20 protein-coding genes are annotated in these 20,489 nt (G+C 69.1%); 6 read left to right on the top strand and 14 right to left on the bottom strand.

All coding sequences use genetic code 11. From position 1 onward, the window contains the following. Positions 1-76: 76 nt before the first annotated feature. Genes AC5P09_RS36660 through AC5P09_RS36645 form a run of 4 tightly spaced genes read right to left on the bottom strand, consistent with a single transcriptional unit; the run spans position 77 to position 3,745 of the window. The gene (locus AC5P09_RS36660) at positions 77-754 is read right to left on the bottom strand and encodes a response regulator (protein ID WP_493878024.1); all 678 of its coding nucleotides are present in this window, start codon (positions 752-754) and stop codon (positions 77-79) included. After that, on the bottom strand, positions 751-2,019 hold the full coding sequence (locus AC5P09_RS36655) for a sensor histidine kinase (RefSeq protein ID WP_493878029.1): 1,269 nt from the start codon (positions 2,017-2,019) through the stop codon (positions 751-753). Before AC5P09_RS36655 ends, AC5P09_RS36660 begins: the two co-directional genes overlap by 4 nt. A gap of 23 nt (positions 2,020-2,042) precedes the next feature. Further along, a complete protein-coding gene (locus AC5P09_RS36650) occupies positions 2,043-2,828 on the bottom strand; it encodes an ABC transporter permease (RefSeq protein ID WP_493878023.1) in 786 nt (261 codons plus the stop codon). Continuing rightward, positions 2,825-3,745 carry an ABC transporter ATP-binding protein gene (locus AC5P09_RS36645; RefSeq protein WP_493878022.1) on the bottom strand — a complete coding sequence of 307 codons (921 nt, stop codon included), beginning with the start codon at positions 3,743-3,745 and terminating at the stop codon, positions 2,825-2,827. The genes AC5P09_RS36650 and AC5P09_RS36645 overlap by 4 nt, the downstream gene beginning before the upstream one ends. A 94-nt stretch (positions 3,746-3,839) precedes the next feature. Here AC5P09_RS36645 and AC5P09_RS36640 point away from each other — a divergent pair, with 94 nt between their 5' ends. Next, positions 3,840-4,394 carry a GNAT family N-acetyltransferase gene (locus tag AC5P09_RS36640; RefSeq protein ID WP_493878021.1) on the top strand — a complete coding sequence of 185 codons (555 nt, stop codon included), beginning with the start codon at positions 3,840-3,842 and terminating at the stop codon, positions 4,392-4,394. Between the two features lie 39 nt (positions 4,395-4,433). Here AC5P09_RS36640 and AC5P09_RS36635 read toward each other — a convergent pair whose 3' ends face one another. The 8 genes from AC5P09_RS36635 to AC5P09_RS36600 form a co-directional block, all read right to left on the bottom strand. Beyond that, positions 4,434-5,924, bottom strand: a complete 1,491-nt coding sequence (locus AC5P09_RS36635; RefSeq protein WP_493878020.1) for a type IV secretory system conjugative DNA transfer family protein — start codon at positions 5,922-5,924, stop codon at positions 4,434-4,436. Positions 5,925-5,943: 19 nt separating this feature from the next. Continuing rightward, complete coding sequence (locus AC5P09_RS36630) at positions 5,944-7,359, bottom strand: ATP-binding protein (protein ID WP_266437225.1); 1,416 nt, start codon at positions 7,357-7,359, stop codon at positions 5,944-5,946. A 10-nt stretch (positions 7,360-7,369) separates the two neighbouring features. Next, entirely contained in the window at positions 7,370-8,929 is a 1,560-nt protein-coding gene (locus tag AC5P09_RS36625) for an SCO6880 family protein (RefSeq protein ID WP_493878019.1), read from the bottom strand. After that, complete coding sequence (locus AC5P09_RS36620) at positions 8,926-10,263, bottom strand: hypothetical protein (protein ID WP_493878018.1); 1,338 nt, start codon at positions 10,261-10,263, stop codon at positions 8,926-8,928. The genes AC5P09_RS36625 and AC5P09_RS36620 overlap by 4 nt, the downstream gene beginning before the upstream one ends. Then, positions 10,253-11,080: a DUF8175 domain-containg protein gene (locus tag AC5P09_RS36615; protein WP_493878017.1), complete on the bottom strand. Its 828-nt coding sequence runs from the start codon at positions 11,078-11,080 to the stop codon at positions 10,253-10,255. The genes AC5P09_RS36620 and AC5P09_RS36615 overlap by 11 nt, the downstream gene beginning before the upstream one ends. A 198-nt stretch (positions 11,081-11,278) precedes the next feature. Continuing rightward, on the bottom strand, positions 11,279-11,587 hold the full coding sequence (locus AC5P09_RS36610) for a DUF8827 family protein (protein ID WP_019526682.1): 309 nt from the start codon (positions 11,585-11,587) through the stop codon (positions 11,279-11,281). A gap of 386 nt (positions 11,588-11,973) precedes the next feature. Beyond that, positions 11,974-13,326, bottom strand: a complete 1,353-nt coding sequence (locus AC5P09_RS36605) for a S53 family peptidase (RefSeq protein WP_493878016.1) — start codon at positions 13,324-13,326, stop codon at positions 11,974-11,976. 274 nt (positions 13,327-13,600) lie between these two features. Continuing rightward, positions 13,601-14,203: a TetR/AcrR family transcriptional regulator gene (locus tag AC5P09_RS36600; protein ID WP_493878015.1), complete on the bottom strand. Its 603-nt coding sequence runs from the start codon at positions 14,201-14,203 to the stop codon at positions 13,601-13,603. 71 nt (positions 14,204-14,274) lie between these two features. On the opposite strand from AC5P09_RS36600, the gene AC5P09_RS36595 reads away from it, so the two are divergent. From AC5P09_RS36595 to AC5P09_RS36585, 3 genes are all read left to right on the top strand, one after another. Next, positions 14,275-15,225 (top strand): oxidoreductase, encoded by a 951-nt coding sequence (locus tag AC5P09_RS36595; protein ID WP_493878014.1) that lies wholly within the window; start codon positions 14,275-14,277, stop codon positions 15,223-15,225. A 141-nt stretch (positions 15,226-15,366) separates the two neighbouring features. Next, positions 15,367-15,900 carry a hypothetical protein gene (locus AC5P09_RS36590; protein ID WP_493878013.1) on the top strand — a complete coding sequence of 178 codons (534 nt, stop codon included), beginning with the start codon at positions 15,367-15,369 and terminating at the stop codon, positions 15,898-15,900. 68 nt (positions 15,901-15,968) lie between these two features. Then, on the top strand, positions 15,969-16,562 hold the full coding sequence (locus AC5P09_RS36585; RefSeq protein WP_493878012.1) for a DinB family protein: 594 nt from the start codon (positions 15,969-15,971) through the stop codon (positions 16,560-16,562). 18 nt (positions 16,563-16,580) lie between these two features. Here the strand turns inward: AC5P09_RS36585 and AC5P09_RS36580 are convergent, their stop codons facing one another. Next, on the bottom strand, positions 16,581-16,886 hold the full coding sequence (locus tag AC5P09_RS36580; RefSeq protein ID WP_493878011.1) for a hypothetical protein: 306 nt from the start codon (positions 16,884-16,886) through the stop codon (positions 16,581-16,583). Continuing rightward, the gene (locus tag AC5P09_RS36575) at positions 16,883-17,071 is read right to left on the bottom strand and encodes a toxin-antitoxin system HicB family antitoxin (protein ID WP_266437243.1); all 189 of its coding nucleotides are present in this window, start codon (positions 17,069-17,071) and stop codon (positions 16,883-16,885) included. The genes AC5P09_RS36580 and AC5P09_RS36575 overlap by 4 nt, the downstream gene beginning before the upstream one ends. A gap of 130 nt (positions 17,072-17,201) precedes the next feature. Between AC5P09_RS36575 and AC5P09_RS36570 the strand changes: the two genes are divergently transcribed. Both AC5P09_RS36570 and AC5P09_RS36565 read left to right on the top strand, forming a co-directional pair. Further along, positions 17,202-19,835, top strand: a complete 2,634-nt coding sequence (locus tag AC5P09_RS36570; protein ID WP_493878010.1) for a hypothetical protein — start codon at positions 17,202-17,204, stop codon at positions 19,833-19,835. A gap of 9 nt (positions 19,836-19,844) precedes the next feature. Continuing rightward, complete coding sequence (locus tag AC5P09_RS36565) at positions 19,845-20,486, top strand: hypothetical protein (RefSeq protein ID WP_493878009.1); 642 nt, start codon at positions 19,845-19,847, stop codon at positions 20,484-20,486. Positions 20,487-20,489: the final 3 nt, after the last annotated feature.

The raw sequence follows: 20,489 nt of genomic DNA, 5'->3' as shown, positions 1-20,489 counted from the left end.
CTGTGGGAGAGTAGGACGCCGCCGAACAATTGTTGAGGAAACCCCCGTGCCTTTCGGCACGGGGGTTTTCTGCGTTTCAGGCCGGCTTTACCAGTCCTGTGTCGTACGCCAGGATCACCGCCTGCACGCGGTCCCGGCAGCCCGTCTTTGCGAGGACGCGGCCCACGTGGGTTTTCACCGTGGATTCGGCGAGGTGGAGGCGGGTGGCTATCTCGGTGTTCGTCCAGCCCTGGCCGATGACCGTGAGGATCTCGCGTTCGCGGTCGGTGAGGGCGCCGAGGCGGGGATCGTCGTCCGCCGGGCCTGCGTTGTCTGTGGGGGCTCCGGTCGGGAGATGGTGGGCGTAGGTGTCCAGGAGGCGGCGGGTCAGGCTGGGGGCGACCACCGCGTCGCCCGAGGCCACGGCGCGGATGCCGGAGAGGAGGTCCTCCGGCTGGGCGTCCTTGACCAGGAAGCCGGAGGCGCCTGCGCGCAGGCCGGCGTAGGCGTACTCGTCGAGGTCGAAGGTCGTCAGGATGAGGACGCGGGTGCGGGCGCCGGTGGCGACGATGCGGCGGGTGGCCTCGATGCCGTCCAGGCCGGGCATGCGGACGTCCATCAGGACGACGTCGGGGTGGAGCTCGGCGGTCAGGCGGGTCGCCTCGGAGCCGTTCGTCGCCTCGCCGAGGACCGTCATGTCGTCCTGGCTCTCCAGCAGCATGCGGAAGCCGAAGCGTTGCAAGGGCTGGTCGTCGGCGATGAGGACGGTGGTCACTGCTGGGTTTCCTCCGGGAGGTGAAGGTGGACGCGCCAGCCCTGTTCGGGGTGCGGGCGTGGGCCGGCCTCGAGTGTGCCGCCGTAGAGGGCGGTTCGCTCGCGCATGCCGGGGAGGCCGCGGCCGGCGGTGCCGTGGGGTTCGGGGCCGCCGCGGCCGGTGTCGGTGACCGTGACGGTGGCGGCGCCTGTGTCGTCGTAGGACAGGTTGATGTGGGAAGTGGCCGTGGGGCCCGCGTGTTTGAGGGTGTTGGTCAGAGCCTCCTGGATGACTCGGTAGATGGTGAGCTGGCGGCCGGGGGTGATGGTGGGGGTGCCCTGGACGGTGGTGTGGACGGGGAGGCCCGCCGCGCGGACGCCTTCGATGAGGTGGGCGAGGTCGGTGAGGGTGGGCTGGGGGGTGAGTTCCGGTTCCTGTGGTGCCTCGCTCTCCTCTTCGCGTAGGACGTCCAGCAGGCGGCGGAGTTCGGTGAGGGCCTGGCGGCTGGTGGTGGAGATGGCGGTCAGGGCCTGGGACGCGCGGTCGGGGGACTTGGTGGCGGCGTAGCGGCCGCCGTCGGCCAGGCCGGTGATGACGGAGAGGTTGTGGCCGATGATGTCGTGCATCTCGCGGGCTATGCGGGCGCGTTCGGCGGCGGCGGAGAGGCGGGCCTGCTGGTCGCGTTCGATCTCCAGGCGGCGGGCGCGGTCCTCCAGGGCCTCGGTGTAGTTGCGGCGGGTGCGGACCGTGATGCCGATGGCTATGGCGACGGCTGTGGACATCAGTATCGGGACGATGTCCTCGTCCGAGGGGCCCTGCGGGTGGCGGACGGCGGCCACGGACACCGGGCCGATGACGATGGCCGTCGCCCACCACAGGTCGCGCGGAGGCCGGCGCAGTGCGATGTGGAAGACGACGAGCAGCTGGAGCAGGGCGGCCTGGAGGACGGGGCCGGTCCAGGCGTTGACCAAGGCGAACGGGACGATGGCGAGGAGGACGGATCGGGGGTGGGTGCGTCGCCAGAGCAGGGGGACCGACAGACCGAGGCTCAGGGTGAGGATCAGCCAGCCCGGGGTGTCAGGGGCGCGGGTGCGCCAGGCGTCGCTGGCGTAGTCGATCAGGGCTGCCGTCACCCAGAAGCCGGCGAGGTGCAGGTCCCAGAGGTGGGGGTGGCGCCGGTCGAAGGCGCGTACGCGTCGGGTGACGCGTTGGATGTACTCGGTGAGGGGCTCCGTCGCTCGTTCTTCCGGTGCGGGTCGTGCTTCTTCTTCCGCCACGGGGTCCATGGTGGAGGTTTCCTGCCCGGTCGTCATACGTCCCGTCGTTTCAGGACCGCCGCGGCTGCCGCGAGGGCTGCCGCCGTCCACAGGAGCAGGGACAGGAGTGCCATGCCGGGGGAGGGCGCGTCCGGCATCGGCTGGGCGGTGGTGAGGGTTTCCAGGGCGCGGCCCGGGAAGTGCCGTACGGCCTCGTCGACGATGTCGTACGGGAGCATCGCCAGCACCTCGGGGAGGATCATGACCAGGCCGATGAACGCGCCCGTGGCGATCGGGACCGAGCGGGCGACGGAGCCGAGGCCGAGGGCGAGGACCGCGAAGAGGGCGAGGCCGACGGCGTTGCCGACGAGGGCGCGCAGGACGCCCGGGTCGCCGAGGGAGGCGGCGTGGCCGGTGCCGGAGAGGAAGGACTGGGCGAGGGGGAAGGTGAGGAGGTTCGTCCACAGGGCGAGGGGGAAGGTGACCGCGGCCAGGACGGCCGCCTTCGCCCAGAGGACGGGCAGGCGGCTCGGGACCGCTGTCATCGTCGCCCGGATCTGGCCGGTGGAGTACTCGCCGGCGGTGGACAGGATGCCCAGGACGCCGAGGTTGAGCTGTGCGAACTGGGTGCCGAGGAGGATGAGGACGACCGTGTCGAGCTCGGCCTCGCCGTTGCCGTCGTAGGCCGCGCTGATGCCCGCGCCCATGGCGAGGGTCAGGGCACTGGTGGCGATGAGGGTGATCCAGGTGGAGCGCAGGGTCCAGAGCTTGTGCCATTCGGAGCGCAGGACCCGGGCCGGGGTCACGCGGTACGGCACGGTCGTCGTCGCGGTGGTCATGCCGTGGGTCCTTCCAGGGTGGCGGTGAACTCGACCGAGTCACGGGTGAGGTCCATGAAGGCCTCTTCCAAGGAGGCGGTGTTCGGGGTGAGTTCGAAGAGGGGGATGCCGTGGGTGGCGGCGGTGCGGCCGATGCGTTCGGCGTCGGTGCCGCGGACTTCGAGGGTTTCGGGGGCGGTGGTCGTGATGTCGACGCCGGGTGCCGAGAGCAGTCGTACGAGGGTCTCGGCCTCCGGGGTGACGACCTTGACCGTGCCCGCGCCGGACTGGCGTACGAAGTCGGCGACCGTGGTGTCGGCCAGGAGGCGGCCGCGGCCGATGACGACCAGGTGCTCGGCGGTGAGGGCCATCTCGCTCATCAGGTGGGAGGAGACGAAGACCGTACGGCCTTCCGCGGCGAGGGACTTGAGGAGGTTGCGGATCCAGAGCACGCCCTCGGGGTCGAGGCCGTTGACCGGTTCGTCGAGGACGACGGTGGCCGGGTCGCCGAGCAACGCGGCGGCGATGCCCAGGCGTTGGCCCATGCCGAGGGAGAAGCCCTTGACGCGGCGGCGGGCCACGTCGGTCAGGCCGGTGAGGTCCAGGACGTGGTCGACGCGGGACCTGGGGATGCCGTGGGTGTGGGCGAGGGCGCGCAGGTGGTGGTCGGCGGTACGGCCGGGGTGGACCGAGCGGGCCTCCAGGAGGGCGCCGACCTCCTGGAGGGGCGCGGGGTGGGCGGCGTAGGCGCGGCCGCCGACGGTGGCGTGGCCGCGGGTGGGGGCGTCCAGGCCGAGGATCATGCGCATGGTCGTGGACTTGCCGGCGCCGTTCGGGCCGAGGAAGCCGGTGACCGTGCCGGGGCGGACGGTGAAGGACAGGTCGGAGACGACCGCCTTGTCGCCGTAGCGCTTGGTCAGGTCCTGTGCCGTAATCATGCTTCGATGTTCGTCCGGGCGGGGGCGGCGGGCGTCGGACCGTGGGCAGTATTCGAGGTGAGGGGCGTAGTACCCGGGTATTACGGTGGCTGGCATGAGCAGCTATGTGATCCGGTCCGTGCGTGCTGACGAGTGGCCTGCCGTGAAGGAGCTTCGGCTTGCGGCTCTGAAGGATCCCGTCGCGCACCTCGCCTTCCTCGAGACCTACGAGGAGGCCGCCGCCAAGCCGGACTCGTTCTGGAAGGAGCGGACGGCCTCGGGCGCGGAGGGCGCGACCGGGGTGCAGCAGATCATCGCCGAGGGGCCGGACGGCCAGTGGGTCGGGACGCTGACCGTGCTGGTCGAGGAGCCCGGGACGACGGACTGGGCCGGGTTTCCGGTGGAGCGGAAACAGGGGCATGTCGTCGGGGTGTTCGTCCGGCCCGAGGAGCGGGGGAACGGGCTGACCGAGGTGTTGTTCGACGCCGCTCTGGAGTGGGCGTGGGCGCAGGGGGCCGAGCGGGTGCGGCTCATCGTGCATGAGGAGAACGGGCGGGCGCAGCGGTTCTACCGGAAGGTGGGCTTCGTGCCGAGTGGGGTGACCGTGCCGTTGGCCGCTCGGCCCGGAGAGCTGGAGTTGGAGTTCGTCCTGGAGCGGGGGCAGGACTGACGGGCGTGACAGGGGGACTGCGTGCGTGAACTGTGCCGATCACACCGGCAGTTCGGCGTCCGGCCAGCGGGTGCGGGCCTGTTCGCGGGAGCGGAGCAGGGCCAGGGTCGGCAGGCCCCGGTCCGTTCCGGCGGCCAGCAGCTCCGGGAGCTGGGGAAGCGGAGCCACGGCGGCGACGTCGTCCAGGACGAGCGTGAGTGGTGGGTCGAGGCGACCGGAGGATGACCGTTCGGCCATGCGCCGGCCGCGCTCGACCACGCTTGAGGCGAGGGCGGTGAGCAGAGGCATCGCGCCCGGATCGGTCCGGGGGTCCTCGATGGATTCACCTACCACATAAAGCGTGCCCCCTTCGTCCACGAAGGAATCCAGGGCGAGCGCATCAGTTCGGTTGGGGGTGCAGGCCTCGCGGATGTTGAGCGTGGAGAGGGCGGAGAGGGCCCGGCTCGTCAACTCCTGGGCGATGTCCCGGCGTTCCGCGTGAGCGGTGAGTGCGGCTTCCAGTTCGCCCGCGGAGCCGGAGGCCGCCTTGGGGTTCGTACGGAGGGTTCGTACGGCGTCCTGGATCTGGGTGCCCTGGGACCAGCGGTGGACGTGGCGGATCGTACGGCCGTCGATGGCGGCTGCGTGCAGATAGCTGCGCAGGAGCGTTTCGGCCACGTCGCTGACGGCCTGGTCGATTTTCGCGGTGGGGCGGATGGGGGCGAGGAGGGCGGTGGCCCGTGCCGCCGCCGTCTGTTTGTCCTCGCAGCCGGTGGTGGGGGACCAGTGGAGGCGGGCCGGGGTGTCGCAGCGGTGGGTGGGGTCGTAGACGTGGACCGGGCCGAGTTTGGCGCGGGCGTCTTTCGTGTCCTGCCAGATGGCGGGGTTCGAGGTGACGATGAGGGCGGGGCCCTCCGCGTCCCGTATGGCTTGGGTGGCGGTCGATTGGCGGGTTTCCGGCGGGGCGTACAGAACCGCGCCTGCGGCGCGGGTTTTTTCCCACCCACCCACCCGTTCACCGTTCCTCGAAAGGCTCGGCAAAGGACTCGACAGGGGGGCCGACTCCACCGGTGCCGCCTCTTGCGGTACTTGGGTCGGCTGCGGCTCCGGCTCCGTGCGTGGCAGCGGCACCTCACGGATCTCGGGTGCCGGCAGCGGCTCCGCGCTCTCCAGCCGCCTCCGCACCCTGACCGCCCGCCACCGTGCCAGCGTGCCCATCACGAACACCGTCAGGACGATCAGGATCATGACCTGGCCGATGAGCAGGCCCCAGAACAGGCCGTAGCCCGAGAGCTGGGACTCGGGGGTGTCCGGCCAGGCGGCGGGGATGTCGTGCGGCTGGGCGACGAGGCCGCGGATGGCCAGGGGGGCGCGGGTGAAGGTGACGCCGTCGGGCCAGGAGCCGTGGGCGAACAGGGCGGCCAGGCCCGTGGCGGACCAGACCAGCAGGGTCATGCCGAGGAGGAAGGCGAGTATGCCGACCAGCAGACCGTCGGGGATGCCTCCCCGGCCGTCGTGCCGGTCGTCCCGGTACTGCTCGTGCGGTCTCACGCCTTCCCCCTACGACTGACTACGCCACCGTCGACTCGGAGTCGCCGAGGTGTTGTTCCACGAACGCCGCCGCCCGTTCCTCCGCTTCCAGTTCGGCCGCGCGCAGGGCGTCGTCCGTCCGTTCTCGTTCGGCGGAGGACTCGGTCATCGCGCGGTCGGTGAAGACCAGGGGGCGTTCGGTCTCGGTGATCAGGTGTTTGACGACCTGGACGTTGCCGTTGACGTCCCAGACGGCGATGCCGGGAGTGAGGGACGGGATGATCTCCACGGCCCATCTGGGCAGGCCGAGCACCCGGCCCGTCGCCCTCGCCTCGTCGGCCTTCTGGGCGTAGATCGTCCTTGTCGACGCCATCTTGAGGATCGCCGCGGCCTCCTTCGCCGCCGCTCCGTCCACCACGTCGGACAGGTGGTGCACCACCGCCACGAACGACAGGCCCAGTCGGCGGCCGAACTTCAGCAGCCGCTGGAAGAGCTGGGCCACGAAGGGGCTGTTGATGATGTGCCAGGCCTCCTCGACCAGGAAGATGCGCTTCCTGCGGTCGGGGCGGATCCAGGTGTGCTCCAGCCACACGCCGACGATCGCCATGAGGATGGGCATGGCGATGGAGTTCCGGTCGATGTGGGACAGGTCGAAGACGATCAGCGGGGCGTCCAGGTCGATGCCGACCGTCGTGGGGCCGTCGAACATGCCCCGCAGGTCACCGTCGACCAGGCGGTCGAGGACCAGCGCCACGTCCAGGCCCCACGCCCGTACGTCGTCTATGTCGACGTTCATCGCCTCGGCGGACTCCGGCTCGGGGTGCCGCAGCTGCTCGACGATGTCGGTGAGCACCGGCTGGCGTTCGACGATCGTCTCGTTGACGTAGGCGTGCGCGACCTTGAGGGCGAAGCCGGAGCGCTCGTCCAGGCCGTGCCCCATGGCGACCTCGATGATGGTCCGGAGCAGGGCGAGCTGTCCGGTCGTCGTGATCGCCGGGTCGAGCGGGTTGAGCCGGATACCCATGTCCAGGGCGGCCATCGGGTCCAGCCGGATGGGAGTTATTCCCAGCTCCTGCGCGATGAGGTTCCATTCGCCGACGCCGTCCTCGCCCTGGGCGTCGAGGACGACGACCTGGCGGTCGCGGAAGCGGAGCTGGCGCAGGACGTACGTCTTCTCGAGCGCCGACTTGCCGTTGCCGGACTCGCCGAGGACCAGCCAGTGCGGGGCCGGGAGCTGCTGGCCGTACAGCTGGAAGGGGTCGTAGATGTAGCCCTTCCCGGAGTAGACCTCGCGGCCGATGATGACGCCCGAGTCGCCGAGGCCGGGGGCCGCGGTCGGGAGGTAGACCGCCTGGGCCTGGCCGGTGGAGGTGCGTACCGGCAGGCGGGTCGTCTCGACCTTTCCGAAGAGGAAGGACGTGAAGGCGTCGGTGAGGATGGACATCGGATCCCGCATGCGGCGGCCCCTACCTTCGAATGCCGGTGGCGAACGGGAGCGTGTTCACGAAGGCGCGATGGTGCTCGCGGTCGCACCACTCCAGCTTCAGGTACGACTTTCCGGCCGAGGCCCGGATGGTCCGCTTGTCGCGGGCCAGGGCCTCGGGCGATCGGGAGGAGACGGTGATGTAGCCGACCAGGTTGACGCCCGCCGCGCCGCTCGCGAGGTCTTCTCCTCGCTGGTCGAGGCGGTTGTGGGCGGCGATGTCGCGGGGGTCGACGGTGCGGTTCATCTTGGCGGCTCGGGAGGCCTCGGCCTCGTCGTTGGTCTTCTCGGTCAACATGCGTTCGATGGCTACCTCGGTGGGCTCGAGATCCATCGTCACGGCGACCGTTCGGATGACGTCCGGGGTGTGGACGAGGAGCGGGGCGAGGAAGTTGACGCCGACCGGGGTCATCGGCCACTCCTTCACCCACGCCGTGGCGTGGCACCAGGGTGCGCGGGTGGAGGACTCCCGGGTCTTGGCCTGGAGGTACGTCGGCTCCATGGCGTCCAGTTCGGCCGGCCAGGCGTTGCGCTTGGTCATCGCCTGGATGTGGTCGATCGGGTGGTCCGGGTCGTACATGGAGTGGATGAGCGAGGCGAGACGGCCCTGGCCCAGCGGCTGCCGTACGCGGATGTCGGCCTCCTGGAGGCGCGAGCAGATGTCGGTCAGCTCGCGGGCCATGACGACCGCGAGGCCCGCGTCCCGGTCCAGCTTGCGGCCGTTGTGCGGGCGGGCGGCCCGGGCCATCGCCTGGGCCTCGGCGGCCAGTTCCCGGTTGTAGTGCATACAGGCGACGAGGTACGCGCGGTGCTGCTCGCTGCTCGTGGACACCATCGACTGCAGTTGGTCGTACGACTGCTGCAGCCATCCCAGTGCCTTCTCGTCCCCGCGTACGGCGACGTCCTTGGCGTGGGCGTCCGGGTCGGCGGGGAGGGTGCGGGCGAGCATCTGGAGGCGGGTGACGAAGCCGTCGCCGTTGGCCACGTGCTTGAGGAGGGTGCCGAAGCGGTCGACGAGGGCTTCCTGGTCCTCGGAGTCGCGCAGACCGACGCCCGGCCCCTCGATCTCGATGGCCGCGGTGACCATACGGCGGTCCGCGTGCAGCAGTACGGCGATCTCGTCGGGGCCGAACGGGGCGGCCAGCCAGTTGATGCGGCCGATGCCGGGCGGCGGGCCGATCTCCACCTCACGGCCGTCGAGGTGGATGCCGGCCTCCATGACGCCGGAGCGGTAGGTGGTGCCCTGCTTGAGGGTGCGCTTGAAGCTTCGGTTGATCTCGAACCACTTGTAGAAGGTGCGGCGCTTGTACGGCACGTAGACCGCCGCCAGCGCGACCATCGGGAAGCCCATCAGCAGCACGATGCGCAGGGACAGCACCGGGACGAGGAGCCCGCACATCATGCCGAGGAACGCGCCGCCGATGATGAGCGCGATCTCGCCGGTCTCTCGATTCCTGCCGACGATCGCGTTCGGCCGGGCGCGGCCGATCAGATATGTACGGCGGGGCGTGACCGGATGGGACACGTGGGACTCGGTCGTCAACGCCCTTCACCTCCCGTGCGGTTGGTACTGCTGTTGCGGGTGTTGCTGGCGTGCGGGCTGTTCACCGGGCTGTTGCCCGCGCGGGGAGCGGGGGCGGCGGAGGGGACAGATCCGCCGCCCCCGGTCGGCGTACGTGTGCTGTGCGCGGCGACCCCGCCGGATACGGGGTTGCTCGGGCGGGCACCGCTCGATCCGCCCTGGCCTCCGCCGCCGTTGTTGTCGGCGCGGGTGCTGTGGGTTTTGATGCCTTGGGCGACGAGGGTGGCGGGGGAGGTCATGACGGCCGCGGCCTTGCCCTCGGCGCCCTGCATGATGCGGTTGCTGCGGGAGTTCGCGATCTCGTCGCCGAAGCCGGGGACGAAACGGTAGATCATCGCACTGGCGAAGATCGCGAGCAGGATGATGGCGAGGCCGGACACGACGGCGGAGAACGCGTCGGGGCCGTCCTCGGCGGACAGCGCGCCGGCCAGGCCCAGCACGATGACGATGACCGGCTTGACCAGGATCACCGCGATCATGATGCCCGCCCAGCGGCGGACGTGGCCCCACAGGTTCTTGTCGACGAGGCCGGCGTACACGACGGTGCCGAGGAGGGCGCCGACGTAGAGGAGCGCGGCTCTGATGACCAGCTCCAGCCACAGCACTCCGGCGGCGAGGATGCTCACCAGCGACACGACGATCAGCATGATGGGGCCGCCGCCGATGTCCTCGCCCTTGCTGAGGGCGCCGGAGAAGTTGCCGAAGAAGGTGTCGGTCTGGTTGCCGGTCGTCTGCGCGAGGACCTCTGAGACGCCGTCCGTCGCCGATACGACCGTGTACAGGATCAGCGGCGTGAAGGCGGACGCCAGGACGGTCAGCCAGAGGAACCCGATCGCCTCGGAGATGGCGGTGGTGAGGGGGACACCGCGGACAGCACGCTTCGCGACCGCGAGAAGCCACAGGAGGAGGGTCAGGATCGTCGACGCGGCGAAGACCACGGCGTACTGCTGGAGGAACTTCTGGTTCGTGAAGTCGACGTTCGCGGTCTCTTTGACGGCTTCACTGAGCTTGTCGATGGTCCAGGCGGCGGCGTCCGCGCAGCCCTTGGCGAGGGAGGAGAGGGGGTCGAGGGTGCTGGTGGGGTCCAGGGTGCCGGAGCGGCCGGTTCCGGTGGAGCCGGTGCCGTTTTCGCAGTACTTCTTGGCGGGGCCGGCGATCAGGGAGCAGGGGTCGTCGCTCGTCGTCGGCGTAGGTGTGGGGGCTGCGAAGGCGCGGGTGGCCAGCAGAACAGCGGTTGTCTGTACGACGGCGACCAGGCCGGTGAGCTTGAGCGCGCGGTGACGGCTACCGGGCATACGTGAACCCTCCGAACTCCTGGACCGCCTTGCCGATCTCCGTGGACCCGGAAATGGGGTTGTCTCCGGTGACGGGGGTCGGGCCGGTCTTCTGGCTGCTCTCAAGGACCTTCCAGTCGTCGCCGCTCCAGGCCAGCTTCATGGTGACGGTGAACCAGCTATTGGTCACGGGATTGGTCGAGTCGTCACCGGTGAGCCCGAAGAGGCCGTTGCACCAGACCTCGACCGTGGCCGCGCCGCTGCTGAAGGACGTCACCTTGGTGCCGGCGGGCAGCGTGCGATTGACGAACGTGGTGCCCGCGGGGGCGCTGCCGTCATCGCTCAGACCGATCTTCTTCAGGAAGTCCGCCGAGTAGTCGCTGTCAAAGCCGGACTGGAGCTGGTCGATAGAGCTGGGGGCGGCGATGGTCTGCACGATCTCGTGCCGCCGGGAGGTGTTGAACATGCCGTCGGAGCCCAGCGCGGCCGCATAGTTCGCCGCCGCACTCTGCGCACCCTCTTCATTCTGCGCGAACCCACTCGGAATCCCGCCCGTCTTCGCCTCCACCGGACGGTCCCCGCTCGCCGCCGTAGACGCAGCCTCCGGCTGGGAAGCCGCCCCGTCCGTGGATGAGGAATCGTCTCCTCCACGGTTCGCGAAGGCGATCGCGGCGATCAGGAGGACGACGACGCCGACCACCGTGACCAGGCTGCGGGAAGAGGACCGGCCTCTGCGTGCGCCGCCGTACACGTCGCCGGGCCGGTCGGGGAGGCGCGTGCGCGTGTGCCCCGTACCGCCGTAGCCACCGGAGGTCTCGTCGTCGTCTCCGAGAGTCATGCCGCGTACGCCCCCTCGACGTCGTGCGGAAACGCGTAGGAGTACGACGGTAGCCGTGCTGGTTCCCGCGCGGGCGCGGTGTGGTGACTCGACATCAGGGAAACGCAACCTCTGCCGGTGGGCACGACGGACGGGTGGGGTGGAGGGGAAACCGGGCGCGCCCGGCCGGATCGGAGGTGCGTCGACCGGACGCGGTAGCTACACGGCCATGCCGTACACGATGGTGAAGAGAGTGCCGAGGGAGCCGATGATGAAGACTCCGGTGAGGCCGGCGATGATGAGGCCCTTGCCCTGCTCGGCGCTGAAGGTGTCCCTCAGGGCCGTGGCGCCGATTCGCTGCTTTGCCGCGCCCCAGATGGCGATGCCGAGGCACAGCAGGATGGCCACCGCCATCACGACCTCGATCATCACCTTCGCCTCGTTGCCCAGGCTGCCGAAGGGGCCCCAGTCCGGAGCGATCCCCCCGATGATGGTGTTGATGTCTCCCTCGTCGGCCGCAAAGAGCATGTAAGTCACCGCCCCTGGTGGGTAGTTCCGTGTCCCCTGCACGGACGCAGAGGTCAGGCCTCATTCTCGCCGAAAATTCCGCTGTCGTATGTCGACTTGGCGTCATCGGTTGGCGGGTTTCGTACGAATACCTTGTCACCGGCCCGCGCCGGGTCCCTCGGACGGGTGCGGGACGGTATACGAGGAGTCGTATCGTCACTCTGTGTATCACGACAGGTCACGCCGGGCAATGAGGCCTGAGCGGAACCTGTCGTGTGGTTCCGTCGTTGACCCCTTTTCACGACCGGCCGCCGTGGGTGACGGCCAGTCGGGTGAGTGGTCGGAAAGAATGTTCTCACGCGAACGGGCCGCGGCTGGATGCCGCGGCCCGTTGGTCTGACTGTCGATCAGCCGGTGAAGGCGCCCGTCCCCTCCGGGGTGCCCCAGCCGGTCGGGCCGTCGTAGCCGGACGTGGCGGTGCAGAAGTAGCTCGTGGAGCAGGTGCCGTTGTTGCCGGAGGTCACGTCGTTGAGCGCCGAGGTGCCGGCGGCCTTGTACGGGAACTGGGCCGGGTAGGAGCTGCTGGACGGGGTGCCGGCGAGGGCGTAGACGCCCGCGATGATGGGCGAGGAGGCGCTCGTACCGCCGAAGGTGTACCAGCCGGCGGTGACGCCGTAGGAGTCGTAGACCGAGACGCCGGTCGCCGGGTCGGCGACGGCCGAGACGTCCGCGATCATGCGCTTGGCGCAGCCGGTGTCGGTCTGCCAGCTCGGCTTCGCGTCGTACGCCGAGCAGCCCGAGCCCGTGCCCTCCGTGCTGCTGGTCTTCCACACGCTCTCGGTCCAGCCGCGGGTGGTGGAGGAGGTGGCGAGCTTGGTGCCGCCGACGGAGGTGACGTACTTGGAGGCGGCCGGGTATTCGGCGCCGTAGGCGGAGTCGCCGGCGCTGACGGTGATGGCGACGCCGGGGTGGTTGAAGTACGAGGTGTCGTACGACGTGTCGGACGAGGACTCGGAGCCGCCGTAGCTGTTGGAGACGAACTTGGCGCCGAGGCTGACGGCCTCGTTCACGGCCTTGCCGAGGTTGGCCATGGTGGCGGAGGTGGCCTCGACGAGCGTGATGTGGCAGTTCGGGCAGGTCGCGCTGGCCATGTCCAGGTCGAGGGAGATCTCCTCGGCCCAGCCGCTGTCGGCGGAGGGGAGGGAGGTCGTGGAGCCGGTCTGGCTGACCTTCTTGAAGCAGCCGTTGGCCGTGGTGCAGGAGGAGAGGCCGTAGTACGAGCGGTACTTCGCCAGGTCGGCCTCGGCGTTCGGGTCGTCGTACGCGTCGACGATCGCGATGGTCTCGCCGGAACCCTTGGAGGAGGCGGCGGAGGTCAGGCCGTAGGCGGACTGGAGGTCGGACGGGCCGTAACCGGAGGGGGTGGCGGCGTCGGCGGCCTTGGGGGTGACGCCGTCTTCCTTCGCCTCCTGCTTCTGGAAGGCGGTGAGACCGCCGGTGACGCGGAGGGAGTCGCAGGCCAGTTCGCCCTTTTTCTTGGGCGTGGCACAGGGGGTGGCCGACCAGGTCACCTTCGAGGCGGTGGCGGTGGCGGCGGTTGTGGCGGTGGTTGTGGCGGGGGTCGTCGCTTCGGGGGTGGCGCTCGCTTGGGCCGCGGTGCCGAGTCCGGCGAACACGAGCGCGGCGGTGGCCACGGCAGCGGAGCCGATGCGGGTCCATCTGGCGCGGCTGGCGGGGGTGTTGGGGGATTGCGTACGCAACGTACAGCCTCCTGAGAGTGGTTGACAGGGGCAGTGCGGGTGGTGATGCCACCGGTACGTGGTCCCCGGCAGCGGGCGGCGGCCCGCCGACGACTGTCGCTTGTTGGGTACGTGACAACAAGGTGGGCTGCGGAATCCTGACTTCCGCCTTACTGAAGGGGGTTGGAGGATTGCTGATCAATGGCCGGGCGATGGCGGGGGGATGGCCGCGACTTGACCCGGGGTACAGCGGACGCACAGGTTCCGATTGGGTAGGGCGCAGGGAGCGGAGGGCTCAGCGGGGCTTGAGGCCGTGGAGCAGGTGGTGGATCAGGTCGTCGAGGGTGGCGTGGGCCGCGTCCGGGTCGAGCATGCCGCCCGTGGTGAACGCGGCGATGCCCTGGAGGGCGGCGCCCACGACGAGGGTGAGGTGTTCCGGATCGCCCTCGACGATCTCGCCGCGCTTCTGTGCGTCCGCGATCACCCGCTCCAGGGAGCCCACGGTCTTGTCGATGCCGACAGCCATCTGCTCGGCGGCGTCCGGGTCGTGCTTGCGGGCGTACATCAGCTCCAGCAGCTCGGCGTACTCGGTGGCGAAGCCGAGGTAGGCGCCGGCGAGGGCGGTGAGGCGGGGCTGGAGGGGGAGGGCGGGGTCGTCGGCGGCGTTCAGGGTCTGGGCGAGCCGCTCGTAGCCGGCCAGTGCCAGGGCGTTGAGCAGGGCCTGCTTGTCCTTGAAGTGCCGGCCGGGGGCGGCGTGGCTGACGCCGGTCTCGCGGGCGAGTTCGCGCAAGGACAGGGAGCCGACGCCCTTCTCCCGCAGTGTGCGCTCGGCGACGGTGAGCAGGGCGGCGCGGAGGTCTCCGTGGTGGTAGGGGCGGCTCTCGGGCATGGGGCTCATCCTAACCGGATGTTGCCGGTGTCATCTTTGTAGGCATTGCCATCATTGTTGTCGGCGTCTACATTGGGGGCATGGCAGCTGACAAGAACCAGAAGAACCGCGAGCACAACCGCGAGCACTGGAACGCGACGCTCGTTCCCGACCTCACCGGACGCACGGCGGTCGTCACCGGTGCCAACAGCGGCATCGGCCTGAGGGCCGCGGACGCGCTGGCCCGCGCGGGCGCCCACGTCGTGTTCGCCGTACGGGACGTTGAGCGGGGACGTACGGCGGCCGCGACCGTGCACGGCAGCACGGAGGTACGCCGCCTCGACCTGGCGGACCTGTCCTCTGTACGCGACTTCGCGGACGCGTGGGAGGGCCGCTCCCTGGCCCTGCTGATCAACAACGCCGGCGTGATGATGCTCCCGAAGCAGCGCACGCGGGACGGCTTCGAGATGCAGTTCGGCACCAACCACCTCGGCCACTTCGCCCTGACGAACCTGCTCCTGCCCCACGTCACCGACCGCGTCGTCACCGTCTCCTCGGGCGCCCACCGCTGGGGCGACGCCACGATCGACTTCGACGACCTGAACCAGGACGCGAACTACGACCCGCGGGGCGCGTACGCCCAGTCGAAGCTCGCGAACCTCCTGTTCACACTCGAACTCCAGCGCCGCCTGACGGAGTCCGGCTCCCTGGTCCGCGCGTTCGCAGCCCACCCCGGGTACGCGGCCACCAACCTCCAGAGCCACGCCGAGAACCCCGCAATGCGCGCGTTCATGCGCCTCGGCAACAGGTTCATGGCCCAGGACGACCGCGCCGGAGCCCTGCCGACCCTGTACGCGGCGACCCAGGATCTCCCCGGCGCGAGCTACGTCGGCCCGGACGGTTTCGGCGAGATGCGAGGCGCCCCGACGCTGGTGGGCCGCACGGCGGCAGCGAGCGACATGGTGACGGCCCGCCGCCTGTGGACGGTGTCGGAGGAACTGACGGGGGTGTCCTATCCCCTGACCCCGGCGGAGTCGACGGGGCGGGCGTGAGGGACAGGGCCGGGGCGGGGCAGGCAGATCGACAATTGGCGGATTTGGGCCACGCCCGACCACACCCACCTGGGCTTTTCCATCCCGGTCCTGGCCCGAATCCTCCACTTCCAGCGGTGAGGTCTCCGTAGGCTGCTCACAATGGACGACGACCAGCGCATACTCGACCTGCTCCATGCCTTGGACCGCCTCCCCGGGCCGGATCACCTCGAGTTCCCCGACGGGTTCGACTACGCGCAGGCCGAGTCGCGGGCCAACCGCCTCAAGGACCGGCTGAACCAGGACATCGGGCAGCCCTGTCGCCTGGGCGTGACGCAGGACGCCGGCTACTACTTCAGCGTGAGCATCCCGCCGCAGGCGACGGAGGCCGGCGTATCGATCGGGGTGCGGCTGAGCAACTACGGCAACCTCGCCGTGGTGACCACGCCGCGGCCGGACAGCCACACCGACCTGGACCAGGCGGTGGCGGACGGTGCGCTGTCCGAAGGAGACCGCCGGCGGATCGAGGCCGCGCTGTCCGACCTGGACCACGAACTGGTCCCGCTGCGGCTGCTCCATCGCCTGTACGACGGCGTGACCTGGCTCGCCAACGATGTTCCCGGCGCGGTTGTCGCGAGCTACCCTCCGCACCAGGGCCGGGCCACGTGGTGGACCAGGTTCTTCGAATTCCTGTGATGCCTGTGACGGCCTGCCTCAGGTGACAAGTCGCTGGACAAAGACCGGGCGAGCCGCAGACTGGCCCCATGACCGCATCGGATCCCAAGGCTGACGTTCACTTCTACCTGCAGTCCGCGCGCGATGCTCTGTTGTGGAAGCTCGAAGGGCTCTCGGAGTACGACATCCGCCGCCCGCTGACGCCGACCGGCACCAACCTCCTGGGCCTGGTGAAACACGTGGCCAGTATCGAACTGGGCTACCTCGGCGACACCTTCGGCCGACCGTCCGGCGAGCCGCAGCCCTGGCTCGAAGACGGGGCTGACCTCAACGCGGACATGTGGGCCACCGCCGACGAGTCACGCGAGTACATCGTGGACCTCTACCGCCGGGCGTGGGCGCACGCGGACGCGACGATCGACGCGCTGGCGCTGGACACGATCGGCAGGGTGCCGTGGTGGCCGAGCGAACGGAATGAGGTGACGCTGCATCATGCCGTCGTGCGCGTGATCGCCGATACGCACCGGCACGCAGGGCACGCCGACATCGTCCGGGAACTCATCGACGGTGCCGTGGGGATGAACAAGGGCAACGACAGCTTGCCGCCGGGCGACAAGGCGTGGTGGGAGAACCATCGAAGCCGGCTGGAGCGCGCGGCCCGGGAAGCCGACCGAGACGCGTAGCTTGCCTTCAGAAGTCCGTCAGAGGTCGAGGACCGCGTGCAGGGCTTGGTCGACGCGGGCGAGGGCGTCCGGGCCGATGTTTCCCATGAAGGTGCCGTCGTGGAAGCGTGCTGTCTTGAGCTGAGTGAGGTTGAGAGCGACGGCGACGGCTTCGACGGGAGCTTTCAGGTGTACGGACATGATGGTGTCCGGGTAAGCGCCGGGCGGATGCAGGACGATGGCGAGGCAGGCACCGAAGGTCTCGTCGAGCCCGTCGAGGCTGACGACACACACGGTGCGCTCCCCCTGCGCACCCTTGACCTGCCAGATGTCGCCCCTGTTCACCACGCGTCTCCCTCGCCGTCCAGGTCCGGACTGTAACCGGCGGCAGCCAGTTGCTTCGCCGCGTCCAGGGTGATCTGTCGCCGGATGAGGCGGTCTATGAACGCGGACACATTGCCTTCAGGGGCGTGAGCACGAACGTAACCGGCGGTTTCGTCGGACAGGGACACGGTGATCTTCGTGGTCATACCTGCATCATACCTGAGTCATACCGCCGCGCGGCGATGTTCAGGAGCCGTCCGAAACGATTGGCCGGAACCGTTGCGGATGCAACGCGCCGATTGATACAGATGATCGAGTCGGAGACGCGTGGGAGGTATGGGGGCTGTGCTCAAGCCGGGGGAGATACCGCAGTACACGGGCAACCTGGACCAACTGGAGATCGACCACGCGGACCTGAGGAAGGACGCGGGCAACGTCCGCACGACCGGCGGGGACGTCCACTCCCAGTTCCAGGGCCTGTCGGCGTACTACACGGCTCCGGAGGCGGAGCAGCTGTTCGCCACGACGAAGCCGGTCAAGGACCGGGCGGACGCGTTCGGTGACGACCTCGAGACCGTGTCCGGCGCGCTGTCGTCGTACGCGACCGAGATCCGCCCCCTCGTCGACAAGCTGGAGCAACTGAAGACCCAGGCCACGACCTTCGTCGACTCCGTCAAGGACGACGACGAGTGGGAGTACGACGGCAACAAGGTCGAGGAGCACAACCAGCTCCGGGACGACATCACCGCGACGGTGGCGGCGTTCTGGGCTGCGGAGCGAACCGCCCACAACAAGATCACCGCGTTGTGGGGCGGCACGCAGGTGGTCGCTGGGGACGGTTCGGAGCGTAAGGACCAGTACGGGTTCGCGGCCGACGACATGAAGAACGCCAAGGTGCCCTGGGGCGACCCGGTGGAGGAGAAGCACCACTGGTACGAGGTCGGACACTGGGTGAAGTCGTTCGTCTGGGACGGCCTCCTGGTCGACGGCGTCTGGGGCACCATCAAGGGCCTGGGCACGCTGGTGGGCTTCGGCGGCTGGGACGCGATGGGCCAGGCCTGGAAGGGGTTGGCCCAGCTCGGCGCCGGCCTGGCCCTCACCATGAACCCGATCCTCGGCACCGCGTTCTGGCTGCTCCCCGAGGACAAACTCCCCCCTGCCATCCGCGATTCACGCACCGCGATGAAGGAGACCGGCAAGGCCCTGCTGGCGTGGGACGAGTGGGGCAAGAACCCCGCCCGCGCGGCCGGAGCGGTCACCTTCAACGTCGTGACCACGGTCTTCACGGGTGGCGCGGGCGCCGGTGTGTCGGGTGCGGGCAAGGCGGGCGCGGCGGCGAAGGTGCTGTCCGCGGCGGGCAAGGCGGGCCACTTCATCGACCCGATGACCTACATCGCCAAGGGCGCGGGCGCGGGCCTGTCGAAGATCGGCGACATCGCCAAGGGCCTCAAGGGCGTTGGCGCCATCGACGTTCCTGCTCTCCCGGACAATGCCATCACCCTGCCGGAGGGCTCGCTGAAGCTGCCGGACGGGACTGTGCAGCTGCCCGAGGGTGCCGCCATCCCGGAGGGTGCAACCACGCTGCCCGACGGCAACATCAAGCTGCCCGACGACGCCCCGGTCCTGCCCTCGGGCGCAACGAAGCTGCCGAGCGTGGACGGCTCCCCGGCCCAGTACATGGACGGCGACGGCAACCTCCTCGACCAGCACGGCAACGTCATCGACAACGCTGACAACGCCCCCGCCGACGTGGTGGACAAGCCGTCGTCGGGCAACCCGGCCGATGGGGCGGACGCACCCCGGGTGGATTCCCCGGTGAAGGAACCGGCACTGGTGGGCGCGGGCGCTCACGCCGCCGAACAGGCCGGCCAGCACATCCGCCTGGGCGAGAGCGTGGGCAACAACATCGGCGACGCCGGCCGCGTGCCCGACAACATGGCGGTGCACGCCGGAGCCGACGTACCTACCGTTCACGCCGGCGGCGACTTGCCGGGCGCCGGGGTGGGCGACAACACCCCCGCCGGTCGAGCGGGCGGTCATCTACCGGGCGGTCACACAGGCGACAGCCTGCCCGCAGGCAGGGCCGACGATGTTGTGCAGGGGAGGTCCGCCAACCACGAGCCTCCACCCGGTCGCACTGATGGCTCGGGCGGTACAGGCCATGACGGCCAGGCCGCACTCGACAACGGCAGCCCGGGCGCAGCCGGCCACCATGATGCTGGTGGTAGTCACCACGAGGGCCTGACTGGTGCGGATCACCATGGGGCGGGTAGCGGGGGCGGTTCAGGTGACGGCCCGAGTGGCGGCCAGGAACCCTTCCGGGATCCGGACAGGCTCAGCGAGGGCGACCATGTTGCCAGTCCCCCCACAGGGCCGATGAGCCCCGACCAGGAGGCCGGAGTCAAGGCTGCGCTTGACCGAGCGAAGATGCCGGCACAGGATCAGCAGCGCCTGCTCACTCGGTTGAGCAAGGAAAGTTACGGTGCAGGCGTAGCCGAGTACATCGCCCGAGGAGACTTTCACGGATTCCCTGAGTACAGGGAGTTGCTCAACGCGAGCAAGCAGAAGGGCATGATCCCTGCCGTCCACCAGGCCATGGAGTACGCCATGGAACTCAAGTTGCGTGGGGTGGAGGATCTGGCTTTCGAGTACAAGAGACCAGACCTGGGTCTGGACCTCGACGTGTTGGTCATATCTGGCGATGAGATCAAGTACGGGTGTCAGCTCAAGGACGTAGGCCAGGAGCACAGCATCAGTTCCGCGGCGCGCAAGATCGCAGACAAGCAACTCATGGGCGATATCGACGGTCCCAAGGTCGCCATACTTGATGTTCACGACACGCGGGCGGCTCTCACCGAGTCGACCGTCAAGGACGTGGAGCACTACGCCAAAAAGACTGGTTCGACCTACCAGCTTCGCTTCCAAGACGGCTCGGTCACCATCCCTCCCAACGGCCAGATCTATCCATAAGGAATCCACATGTCCATCTTGATGCGCGCACCTCAGGAGTGTGCGTCCTGGGAATGGGAGCTGGACGGCTTCGCGCCGCCGGGCATTGACTCGGCGCTGATGGTCGCGACGCGAATGTCGGACGTGTTGAGGGATCACGAGCTACTCGAGCCGAGCGGACTTGAATGGAAGTGGTTCGTCTTCGGTCGCGGCAGTATCGGTGTGACCACGAAACTCGCTCTGAGGGGCGGCCTTGACGCAGTCGAACTTGCGCAGAAAATCCAGGGATGTCGTCCGGCGGGATTCCCGAATGCCGAGGTCGGTGCATTGACCGTGGTCGGTCGCGGAAAGTGGTTCGACGCTGAGAGCAAGGAGCGCATTGAGCCTGATATTGTCTCGCTGACCGTATATCCCGATGAGCGTCATCTCGCTGCAGAAGTTTCCGTATTCCATGATATTTGGGGATACTGCGACTTCAGCGGAACTCCTCACCCGGAGGTTCAGAGGCGGAATGCTCCTCGGCTGGCTGCGGCACTGCAGGCACTCGAGTCACTTCTCGGTACCCCCGCCCAGCCAGGCGATCCGACCTACTTCGGACGGGCCGAAGGGTACGGCGTCGAGACGCCCGATCTGATCGACGGTCGGGGCCCAGACCTCACCGACATGCTCTGAGGA

The organism is Streptomyces sp. a15 (assembly GCF_059026085.1).
This window is presented reverse-complemented; position numbering and strand designations above follow the sequence as displayed.

What these genes read in the sequence shown, in the direction of transcription:
- AC5P09_RS36655 (WP_493878029.1), bottom strand. Translation starts at nt 2,019, where the DNA reads ATGGACCCCGTGGCGGAAGAAGAAGCACGACCCGCACCGGAAGAACGA.
- AC5P09_RS36650 (WP_493878023.1), bottom strand. Translation starts at nt 2,828, where the DNA reads ATGACCACCGCGACGACGACCGTGCCGTACCGCGTGACCCCGGCCCGG.
- AC5P09_RS36645 (WP_493878022.1), bottom strand. Translation starts at nt 3,745, where the DNA reads ATGATTACGGCACAGGACCTGACCAAGCGCTACGGCGACAAGGCGGTC.
- AC5P09_RS36640 (WP_493878021.1), top strand. Translation starts at nt 3,840, where the DNA reads ATGAGCAGCTATGTGATCCGGTCCGTGCGTGCTGACGAGTGGCCTGCC.
- AC5P09_RS36630 (WP_266437225.1), bottom strand. Translation starts at nt 7,359, where the DNA reads ATGCGGGATCCGATGTCCATCCTCACCGACGCCTTCACGTCCTTCCTC.
- AC5P09_RS36620 (WP_493878018.1), bottom strand. Translation starts at nt 10,263, where the DNA reads ATGCCCGGTAGCCGTCACCGCGCGCTCAAGCTCACCGGCCTGGTCGCC.
- AC5P09_RS36615 (WP_493878017.1), bottom strand. Translation starts at nt 11,080, where the DNA reads ATGACTCTCGGAGACGACGACGAGACCTCCGGTGGCTACGGCGGTACG.
- AC5P09_RS36610 (WP_019526682.1), bottom strand. Translation starts at nt 11,587, where the DNA reads ATGCTCTTTGCGGCCGACGAGGGAGACATCAACACCATCATCGGGGGG.
- AC5P09_RS36600 (WP_493878015.1), bottom strand. Translation starts at nt 14,203, where the DNA reads ATGAGCCCCATGCCCGAGAGCCGCCCCTACCACCACGGAGACCTCCGC.
- AC5P09_RS36595 (WP_493878014.1), top strand. Translation starts at nt 14,275, where the DNA reads ATGGCAGCTGACAAGAACCAGAAGAACCGCGAGCACAACCGCGAGCAC.
- AC5P09_RS36590 (WP_493878013.1), top strand. Translation starts at nt 15,367, where the DNA reads ATGGACGACGACCAGCGCATACTCGACCTGCTCCATGCCTTGGACCGC.
- AC5P09_RS36585 (WP_493878012.1), top strand. Translation starts at nt 15,969, where the DNA reads ATGACCGCATCGGATCCCAAGGCTGACGTTCACTTCTACCTGCAGTCC.
- AC5P09_RS36575 (WP_266437243.1), bottom strand. Translation starts at nt 17,071, where the DNA reads ATGACCACGAAGATCACCGTGTCCCTGTCCGACGAAACCGCCGGTTAC.
- AC5P09_RS36570 (WP_493878010.1), top strand. Translation starts at nt 17,202, where the DNA reads ATGGGGGCTGTGCTCAAGCCGGGGGAGATACCGCAGTACACGGGCAAC.
- AC5P09_RS36565 (WP_493878009.1), top strand. Translation starts at nt 19,845, where the DNA reads ATGTCCATCTTGATGCGCGCACCTCAGGAGTGTGCGTCCTGGGAATGG.